This is a genomic window from Desulfurispirillum alkaliphilum (assembly GCF_055378285.1).
In genome coordinates, this window is the sequence record NZ_AP042405.1 from 2,198,903 (window position 1) to 2,212,608 (window position 13,706).

Below are 13,706 nucleotides of genomic sequence, written 5' to 3' on the forward strand. Positions count from 1 at the left end.
AGTCATGAGAGTTCTGTCAATCGTACTGCTGATTCTGCTGACCGGAACAGGTGCCGGTGCTGTGGAGGTTGCCGGAGTGCGTCTGCCCGCGGTGGTGACCCTGGAGAATGATGAGTTGAAGTTGAACGGATATGGAGTGCGTAAACGCATGATTTTCGATATCTACATTGGCTCACTGTACACCGCTGCTCCCGTGCGCAGTTTCCAGGAAGCCGTAAACGAGCCAGCTGGCAAGATCATACGCATGGACTTCCTCCATCGCAGGGTCGGCAAACAGAATATCGTGGAAGCCTTTGAGGCAGGGCTGCGAAACAATTCACCCGAAATGGCCGCACAGGCAGACACGGTCGCGTTCCTTGATTGGTTCACTCAGGATTTTGTCCGGGGTGATCAGGTGGAATTGCGGTTGCTGCGCGATGGAACCATCACCGCCCTGCAGAATGGAACCGTACTGGGTTCCCTGCGAAACCCTGAACTGGCGAAAGGCATCCTGGGGATCTACCTAGGCCATACTCCGGCTGACCCCAGCCTGAAGCGAGGAATGCTGGGACTTTAGCAGGCTGCTCTGCAGGCGCCTTGCACCTGTGGATTTTCAATTGCCTGCGTGTTTAAGGTATCTCAGCAACCTGTTAGGGCGGGACAGCATGATCGCCTGTTTTGTGTCTCTGATGGCTGCGCGCGCGGTGCGCTTTTTCGATGGAAGATTGGACGATAACACTTTGAAGAGTCACCTGGATAACAAGAAAAGCTGAAGAGAACCTCCTTGTTTTGGGAAGCCTGCGGGCTTCCCTTTTTTCTGCAGGTGGGTCGGTGCTGATAATGGGGAGTGAGGGGAAAAGCAGAACAGCCGAAACATGCCCCTCCCATGTCGTTGAGGGGCAGTGTGTTCAGGCTGGTGCGGTCAGGTGCTCTGTCAGCAGGGTACGCAGCTCTTCGGGAATGGACACGGGTTTGCCCGACTGTTTTTCGAGGCAGACCATTGTGGTTTTGGCTTCAGCGTAGAGGGAGGTTCCGTCATGAATGCGGTAGGTGATCGTAAAGCTGCTGCGGCCAATGTGGGCGATATCCATGTCGATGTTCACCGATTCACAGAGCGGGATGGACTTGCGGTAGGTACATTCTGCATGGGCGACCAGAAAGAGCAGCCCCTGGTCAAGGAAGTGGCGGAACGACTGAAGGAAGAAGTTGGTGCGGGCTGTCTCCAGGTAGGTAAAGAAAACAGCGTTATTGACATGACCGTAAGCGTCAATATCAGAAAACCGCATTTGCACAGGGTACTGAAAAGACATTATGATCCTCCGGTGAATCCACGGGTTATTGTATGGGTTGCGTTTTTCCTTTGAGAATGTCCACGATGCGCGCGCGATACTCGACGACTTCCTTGCGCAGTGAACTGAGTTTCGCGATCTTTTCATCGACTTTGTTGATATGGCTGTCGAGTATGTCGAGCAGCTTCGGCGTAATGGTGGCAAAATCCTGATTGTGGACGTCGAAGTTCTCCGCCAGTTCCTGCATTTCCTTCAGGGTGATGCCGAGCTCCTTGAGCTTCAGGATGAATTTCAGTCGCAGTATGTCGGGGCGACCGTACATGCGAGTGTTGCCGCTGAGTCGCTCAGGGCAGCCCATCAGGCCGATTTCCTCGTAATAACGGATGGTCCTGGTGGTTATTCCCAATTGATTTGCGACTTCGCCGATGGGGATGAGGGCACTTTTCTGAGTTGGCATTGAATTACCTTTACGTAAGATTTTCTGCAAATTATCACTCCATGGCGAAGTTGTCAATTGCCGAATATGGTTAACTGGTTGGTTAGCTGCTGCTTTACTGGGAATATAATAGCGTTTTGTTTATAGTTGACATTAACGTAAAGATGATGTAATCAGGTCTGCATGCATATGGAAAACCTGCGCGAATCATGGAAGTCAAAACTGGCGCGACTGGCCTTCAATATCTTTCCTGCCTATCGCCGAACCGGCGCGCGGGTGGTGTTCATATCCCACGACTGGAAACGGGTGAGGGTGAAGCTGCCTTTGAATATCTGGACGCGCAATGCTGTGGGAACGCTTTTTGGCGGTTCCATGTTTGCCGCCGTTGACCCGGTGTACATGGTGATGTTCATGCGCCTGCTCGGGAAAGCGTATGTGGTGTGGGACAAGTCTGCTGAAATCGCATTTCTTAAACCTGGCAGGACAACGCTGTACGCTGAGTTCTCCATTGAAGACGCGGAGCTTGAGTATATCCGCAGGGAGCTGGAGTCAGCGCACTCCCTGGATCGCGTCTATCGGATCAGCCTCTGTGACCATGACCACGTTGAGCATGCCGTAGTGAATAAAACGCTGTATTTTCGCAAAAACCGAGAGCGGTAAGTGATGGAGGTTGCTGGAAAATGATGCCCTGTGTATTACGTGAACGTAAAAGAGTGGTGGTGCTATGAACGAAACAGTATATGTTGTAGATGCACGAAGGACGCCCTTTGGCAGTTTTGGCGGCCAGTTGTCGGATATGCCCGCTCCAGAACTGGCGGCAACGGTCATGCGCTGTATGCTGACCGAGGCGGGCCTTGAGGGGGAGCAGGTCAGCCAGGTGATCATCGGTCAGGTGCTGACCGGTGGAGCCGGGCAGGCCCCGGCACGTCAGGCCATGCGCGCTGCGGAGGTACCTGACAGTGTTCCGGCGCTGACGGTGAACAAGGTTTGCGGGAGTGGTTTGAAGGCGATCATGCTCGGGGCCGATGCCATTCGCCTGGGTGACTCGTCACTGGTGATGGCCGGGGGTATGGAGAATATGTCCATGAGCCCTTACGCTCTTCCATCCATGCGGTTCGGTGCGCGCATGGGCGCGGTACAATCCGTTGATCTGATGCTCCATGACGCCCTTATCGACCCGTACAGCGGCCGTCATATGGGTCTGGTGACGGAAGAACTCATAAAACACCATCGTATCTCCCGTCAGGAACAGGACAAGTATGCCATCTGCTCCTATGAGCGATCCCAGTCGGCGACCCGCGACGGCCGCTTTTTTGAGGAAATGGTTCCCATTCTCAAGGCTGTGCGTAAGGGGGAAAAGCTGATCTCCGATGACGAGGAACCCTTCAAAGTGGTCTTCGAAAAGATTGAAGGGCTGAAACCGGTCTTTTCCAAAGAAGGCACCATCACGGCAGCCAACGCCTCGACGATCAATGATGGTGCGGCCATGGCGCTGCTGGCTGACGAGGACTCGGTGCAACGGCACGCTTTGCAGCCACTTGGACGCCTTGTGGCCTACACCACCTTCAGTACCCATCCCGATCGCTTTGCTGAGGCGCCCATAGGGGCTATCGAAAGGGCCTGCGCTCTGGCGGGGTTGAAGACAGGGGATATCGATCTCTTCGAGGTCAACGAAGCATTTTCTGCGGTTCCACTCATGGTGATGAAGTCCCTGGGCATAGATCTGGCAAAAATGAATGTCAATGGGGGAGCGGTTTCCATCGGTCATCCTGTCGGTGCCAGTGGTGCCCGCATTGCCGGAACCCTGCTCCATGAAATGAAACGCGAAGGCCTTCGCTATGGACTGACTACCCTGTGCATTGGCGGGGGCGAGGCGGTTGCCGCCATATTTGAACGGGTGTAGGAGCAGGATATGCAGTATATCGGAGTTGTCGGCGCGGGGCAGATGGGCAGTGGAATCGCCCAGGTGTGTGCTCAGTACGGATATAAGGTTATCATTCACGATATGAGTGAAGAGCAGTTGAAGCGGTGTGTCGCGGGCATTGAAAAAAACCTTATCCGTCAGGTGGAGAAGGGCAAGCTGGAAGAAAACGCCATTCGACCGATTCTCGGGCGTATAGGGTGCACCCGTTCCCTGAAGGAATTTCAGTCCTGTGATATGGCCATAGAAGCGGTAACAGAAAAGTTCATGGCCAAGCTGGAAACCCTGCAGCACCTTGATGACATTCTCAAGCCGGAAGCGATTATCGCTTCCAACACTTCTTCCATTTCCATCACGCGCCTGGCCAGCAACACCAGGCGCCCCGAACGATTTATCGGCCTGCACTTCATGAATCCCGTGCCGGTCATGGGCCTTGTGGAAATCATCCGTGGCCTGGGGACTTCCGAAGAGACCTTTTCCCGTGCCCGTCAGCTGGTGGAATCCATGGACAAGGAAGTGGCCATCTCCGCCGATTACCCCGGATTTATCGTAAACCGCATCCTGATTCCCATGATCAACGAGGCCATCTGCACTCTCCATGAGGGGGTGGCCACTGCAGAAGATATAGACCTGGCCATGCGCCTTGGCACCAATCAGCCCATGGGCCCGCTGGCACTGGCGGATCTGATTGGTCTTGACACGGTGCTTTCGATCATGGAGGTGCTCTTTGACGGCTTCAAGGACAGCAAGTACCGCCCGTGTCCGCTGCTCACCCAGATGGTGGCCGCCGGGCGACTGGGCCGCAAGAGTGGTCAGGGATTTTATTCATACCCTTAGCAGGCTGCTGAAAAAACCAAGTGGACGCGCCTGCAGTTATTTTGGCTGCCGGCCTGATTTCATGTATCTGCGCACACTGTGAGGAGGTTCACGTGCAATACCGGCATCTGATTCTTGAAAGAGACGAACACACCGCCCTGGTCAGCATTCACCGGCCCAAGGCGCTGAACGCCCTGAACGCCGAGGTTGTCATGGAGCTGCAGCAGGCGCTGCAGGAGCTTGAAGCAAACAGCGCCATAGGTGCCATCATCCTGACAGGTGCTGGCGAGAAGGCCTTTGTGGCGGGCGCGGATATTGCCGCCATGGTTGCTATGACACCCGCCCAGGCACTGAACTTTGCGCGGCAGGGGCAGGAGCTCCTGCGTCGCATTGTCTCCATGAAGACGCCGGTGCTGGCGGCAGTCAATGGGTTTGCCCTGGGGGGAGGTCTGGAACTGGCCATGGCCTGTGATTTCGTTTACATGAGCTCCACGGCCAAAGTGGGGCTGCCGGAAGTGACCCTGGGAATCATGCCGGGATTTGGTGGAACCCAGCGGCTGCCACAGCTGGTGGGGCGCAACCGTGCCAATGAACTCATCATGACCGGACGCATGATAAGCGCCCGTGAAGCCTGTGAATGGGGCATTGCCAACGCTCTGTGTGAGCCCGCTGAACTGCTGGAGAGAACCCGGGAGTGTGCCCGGCGGATAGCCGCAAACAGTCGCAATGCGGTGGCCAGTGCCAAGGAGGCCATTGCCCGTGGCCTGGATATGGGTCATGACGATGGACTGGCCTATGAAAGCGCGCTGTTCGCAGGACTCTTTGCCGGTGCTGACCAGCGTGAAGGCATGCAGGCTTTTTTACAGAAGCGAGCGCCTCAATTTATACCAGGTGGGGAGTAGACCATGCACTTTACCTTGAACGAAGAGCAGCGATTGATCCGTGATACCGTGCGCGAATTTGCCACGCAGGAGGTAGCGGCGACAGCTGCCCAGCGTGACGAGACAGAAACCTTTGACCGCGAGCTCATGTTTGATCGCCTGGCGCAGCTGGGGCTGACCGGCATTCTTTTTCCGGAAACCTATGGCGGGGCCGGTGCTGACTATCTGAGTTATGCACTGACGGTGGAAGAGCTCTCCCGGGTGTGCGCCTCCACCGGGGTGACCCTGTCGGCCCACGTCTCCCTGGGGGCCAACCCCATCAATCTGTTCGGTACGCCACAGCAGAAGGAGCGTTACCTGAGACCCCTGGCAACGGGTGAGAAGATGGGCGCTTTCGGGCTGACGGAACCCTCGGCGGGTTCCGATGCCGGTGGTACCCGTACGACGGCGGTGCGGGATGGGGAGAGCTGGATCCTCAATGGCAGCAAGAACTTCATCACCAATGGCGGCGAAGCTGACATCTATGTGGTGTTCGCCCGTACCGATCCCCAGGCCCGCAAGCACCATGGTATCAGTGCCTTTCTGGTGGAAAAGGGGACACCTGGCTTTTCCTTTGGCAAGAAAGAGGTCAAGATGGGCATCCGCTCGTCGCCCACCACGGAACTTGTCTTTGAAAACTGCCATATCCCGCTGGAAAACCTCCTGGGCAGTGAAAGCGAAGGCTTCAAGGTGGCCATGAAGACCCTTGATGGAGGCCGTATCGGCATAGCCGCTCAGGCCCTGGGCATCGCCCAGGGGGCCCTGGATCATGCTGTTGCCTATGCCCGTGAACGCAGGCAGTTTGATCAGCCCATCGGCAATTTCCAGGCAATCACGTTTGCGCTGGCGGATATGCAGACGCGGGTCGATGCGGCCCGGATGCTGGTATACCGCGCGGCGGTTCAGGCGGACAGCGGCAGTTCCTACTCTCGGGAGGCCGCCATGGCCAAGCTCTTCGCGTCGGAGACTGCCATGGATGTGACCACCAGAGCCGTACAGATTCACGGTGGCTATGGATACACGCGGGAGTACCCGGTGGAGCGCATGATGCGCGACGCCAAGATCACGGAAATCTATGAAGGCACCAGCGAAATTCAGCGTCTGGTGATCGGTACCGCGCTGTTACGGAACTGATGACAACTTCACAGCCGCAAGAGAAGTTTACCCAAGGGGGAATTATGGAGTTTACACGGGAAATTTACTGGAATGTCGGTGGCAGCGCACTCACGCTGGTGCCCATGTACCTGTTGAGCTTTCTGGCAATCGGCATCATGGCCTGGGGCTTCTGGCGCCGTATAAAGGTGTATCGCCAGGGTGGAGAGTTGACACGCACCGATAATCTGCGCGAACGCATCATCAGTCTGCTGAAGAACATGCTGCTGCAGACCAGGGTCATGAGGGTTCGGGGAGCCGGAACGGCTCATGGATTGTTCTTCTGGGGCTTTGCCATCCTCTTTATCGGCACCTGCCTGATCCTGCTGCAGGCCGATATCACTGACCCCATTTTCGGCATACAGTTCCTGAAGGGGAACTTCTATAAAGTCTTTTCCCTCAGCCTCGATATTGCCGGACTCGTCGCCATGCTCATGCTGCTTGGCCTGCTGGTGCGGCGCTATCTCGTTCGCCCGCGGGGCCTTGAAACCAGCTGGGAAAACGCCTTCATGCACGGACTCCTGCTGTTGATTCTGTTCAGCGGATTTGTGCTGGAAGGGGCGCGTATGGCCGTGACCGAGCTGGGCACCCCCCTGGCCATCTGGTCGCCGGTGGGCCTGGTGTTCGCCCATGGTCTGAAGGGGCTGGGTGAGTCCACACTGCTGAACCTCCACCTGTATCTGTGGTGGGTGCACTTTGCCCTGGCGCTGCTGTTCATCGTGTCCATACCCTTTACCAAGCTGCGCCACCTCTTCACCACGCCTGCCAACTCCCTGCTGGCCTATCGTGGGCCCATGGGGAAAATGTCCACCCTGAACCTGGAAGATGAAAGCGCGGAGCGCTTCGGTGCGGCCACCGTCAAGGATCTGACATGGAAAGATATCTTTGACGCGGACGCCTGCACACAATGCAAACGCTGCCAGGATCGCTGTCCGGCCCATGTTACCGACAAACCCCTCTCGCCCATGAAGGTTGTCAACCAGGTGGGTGAGGTCGCCTTTGCTGGTGGTGAGGCGAACCTCATCGACACCGTGTCGCGGGATGCCCTGTGGTCGTGCACCACCTGTCGTGCCTGTGAGGATATCTGTCCCGCCTCCATTGAGCATCTGCGCAAGATTCTCGACATGCGTCGCAATCTGGTGCTGATGGAGGGCGAGTTTCCCGGTGAAGAGGTCATGGCGGCCATGGAAAATACTGAGGTAAATGGAAATCCCCTGGGTATGCCCTTTGCTGCCCGTGGCGACTGGGCACAGGATCTGGGCATCCGGACTCTGGCTGAGGATGCTGACGTGGATATACTGTTCTTTGTGGGCTGTTACGCTTCCTTTGACAAACGCAATCAGAACGTGGCCCGCAGCTTTGTGAAGCTGTGTCAGCAGGCTGGCGTACGGGTGGGTATCCTGGGTAAAGAGGAGAAGTGCTGTGGTGAGCCGATGCGCAAGCTGGGTAATGAATATCTCTACCAGACCCTGGCGGCGGAGAATATCGCGCTGATGGAGGGGTATGGTGTGAAGAAGATCGTTTCCACCTGCCCCCACTGTTTCAATACTCTGGCCAAGGACTACCAAGACCTGGGACTGAATGTGGAGGTGGAGCACTCCACTGTCTTTCTGCAGAAACTGCTGGAAGCGGGGCGACTCAAGCTCAGCTCCCGCGATTTCGAGTGCACCTACCACGACTCCTGCTACCTCAGCCGTCATAATGAGATACTCGACCCGCCCCGCCAGCTGCTCAAGGCTGCTGGTGCCCGCATTGTGGAGATGGAGCGCTGTGGTATGGAGAACTTCTGCTGCGGAGCTGGAGGCGGGCGAATTCTGGCCGAGGAGAATCTGGGCAGCCGCATCAGCCAGCATCGGGTGGAAATGGCTTCACAGACTGGCGCGCCGGTGCTCATCTCCAACTGTCCTTTCTGTCTGACCATGTTTGAAGATGGCGTGAAGGGAGCCGAGCTGGAGGGTGACCTCAAACCGCTGGATATCGCGGAAATCCTGGCCGAGCGCCTGTGATGTATACCTGTAGAATAAGGAAACCGAAGGTTAATGGGAGGCTATGATGAAAATTCTCGTGTGTATCAAGCAGGTTCCCGATATGGAATCGCGCTTCAAGGTTAATGGCGAAGGCACCTGGTATGAGGACAGCGATCTGGCCTGGCGCATGAACGAGTACGATGAGTACGCCGTGGAGCAGGCGGTACAGCTGCAGTCCCAGGGTGGTGGCGCGGAAATCACAGTGCTTTCCATCGGCCCTGACCGGGTCAAGGAGGCCATGAAGAAGGCATTGGCCATGGGCGCGGATAAGGGGCTGCATATTCAGGATGACAGCAGCCACAAGCGCGACCCCTGGGAAATTGCCACCATGATTGCCAATTTTGCCCGGAATGAAGGGTTTGATCTGATCTTCACGGGAATGCAGTCCCAGGATCGCGGTTCAGCACAGGTGGGGATTCTGGTGGCGCAGATGCTGGGTATTCCCGCAGTCAGCACCGTGGTCAGCTTCCATTACGACGGTGGCACCGTGACGGTGAAGCGTGAACTCGAGGGCGGTACCAAGGCGGTGGTCAAGGTGCCCACGCCGGCTCTGTTCACCTGTCAGCTGGGGTTGAACACTCCCCGTTACCCCACCCTGCCCAACATCATGAAAGCCAAAAAGAAGGAGCTGACCAGCATTCCGGCGGCACAGGTTCTGCCTGAGCCTGCTGCGGTTGTGAGCACCCGGGCCCTCTTCGTTCCGCAGAAGAAGGGCGGCGCCCGCGTGCTGGAAGGGGAAGTTCCTGTCCTGGTAACGCAGCTGGTGGGCATACTCAAAGAAAAAACCGGCCTGGTGAAGTAAGGAGGCAGCCATGAACGTATTACTGATAGGAGAATCTCGCGAAGGAAAGATACAGGACTCCACATACGAGCTGGTGGCATTCGCCCAGGCGCTGGGTGCCGAAGCCACCATGTTTCTGGCTGGCAGCGCTGAGCAGCTTCCCGCCTGGAATGGAACCCTCCATCTGCTGGAGACGCCAGCTGGCAGAGAATTTCAACCAGATGCCCACGCCGATGCCATAGCCGCGATTGTTGACCAGCTGAAGCCGCAGATGGTGGTCTTCTCTCACTCCTCCTCTGGATGGGATCTGGCGCCACGGGTGGCGTTCCGACTGGGAGCCGGACAGATTTCCGAAGTCATGGAGGTGGCGGAGGACGGCTATATTGTTCCGGCATGTAATGCCAAACTGCGACGCACCGTCCAGGCCACCACCGAGCTGACGGTGCTGACGCTGCAGGCGGGGGCGTTCAATCCCCAGGCGGAACCAGCGGGTACACCCGATGTGCGGAAAGTGGACGCCGTCGGCCAGGGAAAAATGGAGTTCGTGGGCTATGAGGCCGCCGAAGCAACCGGCGTGGATCTCAGCCGCGCCGAAATCATCGTCAGCGCTGGCCGTGGTATCGGCAAGGCTGAAAACGTGGAGATGGTTCAGGCCCTGGCCCAGGCCCTGGGCGGCGAACTGGGCGCGAGCCGTCCGGTGGTGGACGCTGGCTGGGTCGATCACAGCCGTCAGGTGGGTAACACGGGGCAGACGGTCACGCCCAAGCTCTATGTGGCCTGCGGGATTTCCGGCGCCATTCAGCACCTGGCGGGCATGAAGAATTCCGACTATGTGGTTGCCATCAATACCGACAAGGACGCGCCCATCGGCGAAGTGGCCGATGTGCTGGTGGTGGCTGATGTGAAACAGTTTGTCCCTGCGTTGACGGAGGCCCTGCGCCGTTAGGCGCAGGGTTCTTCCCTGGTGAGCGCCATGATTGCCGATATCTTTGCCAGCCTGGATCAGCACTTTCAGCCCCAGGCTCTGCAGAAACCACAGAGCTACTATTTTTCCATTGATGATCAGAAAAAGACGGTGCTCCTGAGCCCGGAGGGCTGCCGGGTGGAGGAGGGCAAGACCCTGGAAAACGCCGACTGTGTCTGCAAGACCAGCGCCGAATTTTTCCTGAAGGTCTGGAATGACTGCTACCAGCCCAGCCTCAGTGATTTTCTCACCGGCAGGATCAAATCCAACAACCCCGACATGCTCAAACTCTTTCTGCGCGCATTTGGCAAATGAATCCCCTGAACCTCTATGTCAATCTCTTCACCCCGGCTGGCCAGAGCTTCCATGATGGACACCATCCCCAGGAGAAGATGGCGCTTCTCTTTGGCTTCTACGGCGTCCTGGTGGCTCTGTACAGCTTCTTTAAATGGTCGGGCCTGGGGGGAACCAGCCTGGCTGCTACCTCGGCACTCATGCTCCTGCTGGTGCTGTTCTCGGGTCTGCTGCTGCGCTGGCAGGCGCCCACTGCATTCAGCGTCAATGTGATCCTGGGGGGATTCATTATCCACGCCCTGAACATGGTCTATCAGCTGGGCGGCATCAACTCGCCCCATATCTTCTGGCTGGTGGCGCTGATTGTGCTGGTCTACTTCATGGCTGACGGGCGTTCCGCCTTCTTTTGGTCTGTGCTGCTGACGCTGGTGACAGTCTGGCTGCTCTACCGGGATGCCAGCGGGGCAACCATGGTGCCTGTAGTGCTGGAGGGCAGGGCCGCCAGCGTGGACACCTGGTCGGGCTATCTGCTGCCCCTGGCCATCGTCTGGCTGGCGCAGAGCATCAGCCGTCGCGTGCGCACCGAGGCGCAGCGAATTTCCCAGGAGGCCCTGGAGAGCGCCCAGATCAGCACCCGTGACTCCGCGCGCAACGCCCAACGGCTGCAGCATGTTCTGGTGCAGGTGGAGCAGAGCGTTGACCAGTTGCGAAGGGGGGGTGACAACCTGGAGGAGCTGCAGTCTACGGTGCACGAGCAGAATCAGCATATCCAGGAGCACTCCCAGCACCTTGCCGACGCGGCGGTCTATTTTACCGAGCGGCTGAGCCAGGTCTCCACCTCCCTGAATCAGGGCAGTGAACTGGTACAGCAGATGAACGATACTGCCCGCCAGGCAGCTTGCCTGAGTCAGGAGAGTGGTGCCACCATGGAAGCCGTTGTCGAGAGTATCCGCAAGATCAAGGAAAATAACGATCGCATCGAGGAGGCCACGCGTCTGATCAACGATATTGCGGATCAGACCAACCTGCTGGCTCTCAATGCCGCTATCGAATCGGCGCGTGCCGGGGATGCGGGGCAGGGGTTCGCCGTAGTGGCCGATGAGGTGCGCAAGCTCTCCCAGCGCTCCGATGAGTCGGCCAATGAAATCCGCAAACTGCTCAGTCGCAGCATCGCCGATATAGACAATGGCGTGCGTGTTGTGGGAAAAGCCCGGCAGACCCTGCAGGAGGTGCTGCGCTCGGTTACGGCAATCAGCGATACCATTGCCTCAGTCAGCCAGCAGATCGTACACCAGAATCAGGAGATCGCTGATATGGTGCAGTCGAGTCGTGAGCTCTCCAGCATCAGTTCCCAACAGAAAGTGTCATCCCTGGCCCTGGCTCAGAGTCAGCAGGCCCTCAAACAGCAGTCCCGAGAGCTGACACAGCTCGCCCGTGACATGCAGGCAATCCTGCAGATGGTCTCCTGAGCTGCCTGTCCTTACTGATTCCAGAACATCCCTGCAGTGGTCGAACCCGCTGACGCCGATCCGTGCTTGACGTCGGGTTCGGTTCCTTCTGCACGGCACGTGCTGTCAGATTCCTTTTCACCAGTTCAGCTGCAGGATCTTAAACTGATTATCCTGGTGCATGACATGGAATTGCGCTCCGGCCTGGTGGCACAGCTTTTCATAGGGCAAAAAGCGGTTGGCCACGATGTAGAGACTGCCGCCTGGCAGCAGAAAGCCTGGTGCCTGAGCGATGATACTCTGGGGTACATGGTAGTCGGTGCTGACTCCCTGGTGAAAAGGGGGGTTCACCAGGATACTGCCGTAACGCTGCTGAACATGGGAGTAGATGTCGGAAGCAAAGGGCAGTGGCAGGGAGTTGGCCCTGGCGTTTGCGCTGGCAGCTTCAATGGCGCGTGCGCTGACGTCGCACATGTGGATGGCGCGGAAGCCCATGGAAGCCAGCAGGGTTGACACCAGTCCACTGCCGCAGGCCAGGTCCAGCAGCGGTTCACGTAAGGCAATGCTGCTGATGGTGGTGAGCATGAGCATGGTGCCGGGGTCGGATTTTCCGTGGGCAAAGGTTCCGGCCAGGGAGGTGTAGGGCACCAGCGTCTCCCGGAAGGGCACCTCCAGGGTAAGGGGCTGGCTGTAGGCGGCAAAGTCCTCGCTGAAGGGGCTTGATGGTGTGGTCCTGCGTATCTGCAGGGCTTTGCCGCCTTCGCAGTTGGCAACTTTGGCGCAGGGGATGCCACGCTTGTGCAGCAGGCGCTGTATGCTGCCGATTCCCTCATTGGTATACCCCCAGAGAATCACCTGACCTTCCATGGCGCAGGCCGTCCACGCCATATGCAGGTAGGCCAGCTGCTGCAGTTTTCCCTTGGGAAGGCCCAGGACGACCGCGTCAAAGATGGGCTGATCAGAGTGTGTGGCCCAGGTGGAGGGGGTGGCGAAGTCGACGGAACAGCCGGCGCTGCGCAGGGCGGTGAACTGGCCGAAGTGATCGGTAATGACGTGTTCATGGTATGAAATGCCGGGGAGTACACCGTGGAAAGGCATATTGATATAGCACAGGGATTGTGGTAAGAATGTTTTCAGGTGCGCAGTTACAGCATGATACAGGCGTGACAAGTTGCATCTCCTTGCAGACAAAGGGCAGGTTCCGTGAGCCCTGCTGCAGTCAATCTCTTGGAGAAGGAGTATACCTGCTATGGATATGGATATGAAGGATTACTTCGCCGGCCACGATGGCCAGGGAGTTCTGGCGACGGCTACCGCTGAGGGGAAGGTGAATATGGCGGTGTACTCCAAGCCCTTTTTCCTCTCGGCGACTGATGAAGAGCTGGCCTTTGTGATGGCCCGACGCATGACCTTTGAGAATGTCCAGGCCAACCCCCACGCGTGCTATATGTTTACCGAGGCTGGGTCCCAGCATAAAGGGTGTCGCATCTACCTGAAACGGACCGAAGTGATTGAAGATCCGGCGCTGATTGCCCAGCTCATGGAAAAGGGCGGGTACCGTTTCAGTGCTGGGGAAAGCGCTGACTCTGTGGTGCTGGTGAATTTTCATGTGGAAGGGGTTGTGCCCCTGGTGACGCACAGTGTGGCTTTCAAGGCTGACTGACCAGCGCCACTGTCTG

15 protein-coding genes are annotated in these 13,706 nt (G+C 57.4%); 12 read left to right on the forward strand and 3 right to left on the reverse strand.

From position 1 onward, the window contains the following. Positions 1–4 precede the first annotated feature (4 nt). Positions 5–556, forward strand: a complete 552-nt coding sequence (locus ACZ46I_RS09875; RefSeq protein WP_226507583.1) for a chalcone isomerase family protein — start codon at positions 5–7, stop codon at positions 554–556. A gap of 331 nt (positions 557–887) precedes the next feature. Here the strand turns inward: ACZ46I_RS09875 and ACZ46I_RS09880 are convergent, their stop codons facing one another. Further along, a complete protein-coding gene (locus ACZ46I_RS09880) occupies positions 888–1,289 on the reverse strand; it encodes an acyl-CoA thioesterase (protein ID WP_464280681.1) in 402 nt (133 codons plus the stop codon). A 25-nt stretch (positions 1,290–1,314) separates the two neighbouring features. Beyond that, on the reverse strand, positions 1,315–1,725 hold the full coding sequence (locus ACZ46I_RS09885; protein ID WP_464280682.1) for a helix-turn-helix domain-containing protein: 411 nt from the start codon (positions 1,723–1,725) through the stop codon (positions 1,315–1,317). A gap of 168 nt (positions 1,726–1,893) precedes the next feature. On the opposite strand from ACZ46I_RS09885, the gene ACZ46I_RS09890 reads away from it, so the two are divergent. The 10 genes from ACZ46I_RS09890 to ACZ46I_RS09935 all read left to right on the forward strand — a co-directional run bounded on the left by ACZ46I_RS09890 (position 1,894) and on the right by ACZ46I_RS09935 (position 12,048). After that, a complete protein-coding gene (locus tag ACZ46I_RS09890; RefSeq protein WP_464280683.1) occupies positions 1,894–2,364 on the forward strand; it encodes a DUF4442 domain-containing protein in 471 nt (156 codons plus the stop codon). Positions 2,365–2,428: 64 nt separating this feature from the next. Next, positions 2,429–3,607 (forward strand): thiolase family protein, encoded by a 1,179-nt coding sequence (locus ACZ46I_RS09895; RefSeq protein WP_464280684.1) that lies wholly within the window; start codon positions 2,429–2,431, stop codon positions 3,605–3,607. A 9-nt stretch (positions 3,608–3,616) separates the two neighbouring features. Further along, entirely contained in the window at positions 3,617–4,462 is an 846-nt protein-coding gene (locus ACZ46I_RS09900) for a 3-hydroxybutyryl-CoA dehydrogenase (RefSeq protein ID WP_464280685.1), read from the forward strand. A 92-nt stretch (positions 4,463–4,554) separates the two neighbouring features. Beyond that, positions 4,555–5,343 carry an enoyl-CoA hydratase/isomerase family protein gene (locus ACZ46I_RS09905; RefSeq protein ID WP_464280686.1) on the forward strand — a complete coding sequence of 263 codons (789 nt, stop codon included), beginning with the start codon at positions 4,555–4,557 and terminating at the stop codon, positions 5,341–5,343. Between the two features lie 3 nt (positions 5,344–5,346). Next, positions 5,347–6,495 (forward strand): acyl-CoA dehydrogenase, encoded by a 1,149-nt coding sequence (locus ACZ46I_RS09910; protein ID WP_013506012.1) that lies wholly within the window; start codon positions 5,347–5,349, stop codon positions 6,493–6,495. Between the two features lie 44 nt (positions 6,496–6,539). Next, a complete protein-coding gene (locus ACZ46I_RS09915; protein WP_226507576.1) occupies positions 6,540–8,519 on the forward strand; it encodes a heterodisulfide reductase-related iron-sulfur binding cluster in 1,980 nt (659 codons plus the stop codon). A gap of 46 nt (positions 8,520–8,565) precedes the next feature. Next, positions 8,566–9,342: an electron transfer flavoprotein subunit beta/FixA family protein gene (locus ACZ46I_RS09920; RefSeq protein WP_464280687.1), complete on the forward strand. Its 777-nt coding sequence runs from the start codon at positions 8,566–8,568 to the stop codon at positions 9,340–9,342. A 10-nt stretch (positions 9,343–9,352) separates the two neighbouring features. After that, the gene (locus tag ACZ46I_RS09925) at positions 9,353–10,267 is read left to right on the forward strand and encodes an electron transfer flavoprotein subunit alpha/FixB family protein (protein WP_013506009.1); all 915 of its coding nucleotides are present in this window, start codon (positions 9,353–9,355) and stop codon (positions 10,265–10,267) included. Between the two features lie 27 nt (positions 10,268–10,294). Continuing rightward, a complete protein-coding gene (locus tag ACZ46I_RS09930) occupies positions 10,295–10,600 on the forward strand; it encodes a hypothetical protein (protein WP_226507574.1) in 306 nt (101 codons plus the stop codon). Then, positions 10,597–12,048 carry a methyl-accepting chemotaxis protein gene (locus tag ACZ46I_RS09935; RefSeq protein WP_013506007.1) on the forward strand — a complete coding sequence of 484 codons (1,452 nt, stop codon included), beginning with the start codon at positions 10,597–10,599 and terminating at the stop codon, positions 12,046–12,048. Before ACZ46I_RS09930 ends, ACZ46I_RS09935 begins: the two co-directional genes overlap by 4 nt. Positions 12,049–12,165: 117 nt before the next feature. Here ACZ46I_RS09935 and ACZ46I_RS09940 read toward each other — a convergent pair whose 3' ends face one another. Beyond that, the gene (locus ACZ46I_RS09940; protein ID WP_464280688.1) at positions 12,166–13,197 is read right to left on the reverse strand and encodes a methyltransferase; all 1,032 of its coding nucleotides are present in this window, start codon (positions 13,195–13,197) and stop codon (positions 12,166–12,168) included. Positions 13,198–13,276: 79 nt separating this feature from the next. Between ACZ46I_RS09940 and ACZ46I_RS09945 the strand changes: the two genes are divergently transcribed. Beyond that, the gene (locus ACZ46I_RS09945; RefSeq protein WP_013506005.1) at positions 13,277–13,690 is read left to right on the forward strand and encodes a pyridoxamine 5'-phosphate oxidase family protein; all 414 of its coding nucleotides are present in this window, start codon (positions 13,277–13,279) and stop codon (positions 13,688–13,690) included. The last annotated feature ends 16 nt before the right edge of the window (positions 13,691–13,706 follow it).

Coding starts and splice junctions, on each gene's coding strand:
- ACZ46I_RS09875 (WP_226507583.1), top strand. CDS start 5: ATGAGAGTTCTGTCAATCGTACTGCTGATTCTGCTGACCGGAACAGGT.
- ACZ46I_RS09880 (WP_464280681.1), bottom strand. CDS start 1,289: ATGTCTTTTCAGTACCCTGTGCAAATGCGGTTTTCTGATATTGACGCT.
- ACZ46I_RS09885 (WP_464280682.1), bottom strand. CDS start 1,725: ATGCCAACTCAGAAAAGTGCCCTCATCCCCATCGGCGAAGTCGCAAAT.
- ACZ46I_RS09890 (WP_464280683.1), top strand. CDS start 1,894: ATGGAAAACCTGCGCGAATCATGGAAGTCAAAACTGGCGCGACTGGCC.
- ACZ46I_RS09895 (WP_464280684.1), top strand. CDS start 2,429: ATGAACGAAACAGTATATGTTGTAGATGCACGAAGGACGCCCTTTGGC.
- ACZ46I_RS09900 (WP_464280685.1), top strand. CDS start 3,617: ATGCAGTATATCGGAGTTGTCGGCGCGGGGCAGATGGGCAGTGGAATC.
- ACZ46I_RS09910 (WP_013506012.1), top strand. CDS start 5,347: ATGCACTTTACCTTGAACGAAGAGCAGCGATTGATCCGTGATACCGTG.
- ACZ46I_RS09915 (WP_226507576.1), top strand. CDS start 6,540: ATGGAGTTTACACGGGAAATTTACTGGAATGTCGGTGGCAGCGCACTC.
- ACZ46I_RS09920 (WP_464280687.1), top strand. CDS start 8,566: ATGAAAATTCTCGTGTGTATCAAGCAGGTTCCCGATATGGAATCGCGC.
- ACZ46I_RS09925 (WP_013506009.1), top strand. CDS start 9,353: ATGAACGTATTACTGATAGGAGAATCTCGCGAAGGAAAGATACAGGAC.
- ACZ46I_RS09930 (WP_226507574.1), top strand. CDS start 10,295: ATGATTGCCGATATCTTTGCCAGCCTGGATCAGCACTTTCAGCCCCAG.
- ACZ46I_RS09935 (WP_013506007.1), top strand. CDS start 10,597: ATGAATCCCCTGAACCTCTATGTCAATCTCTTCACCCCGGCTGGCCAG.
- ACZ46I_RS09945 (WP_013506005.1), top strand. CDS start 13,277: ATGGATATGGATATGAAGGATTACTTCGCCGGCCACGATGGCCAGGGA.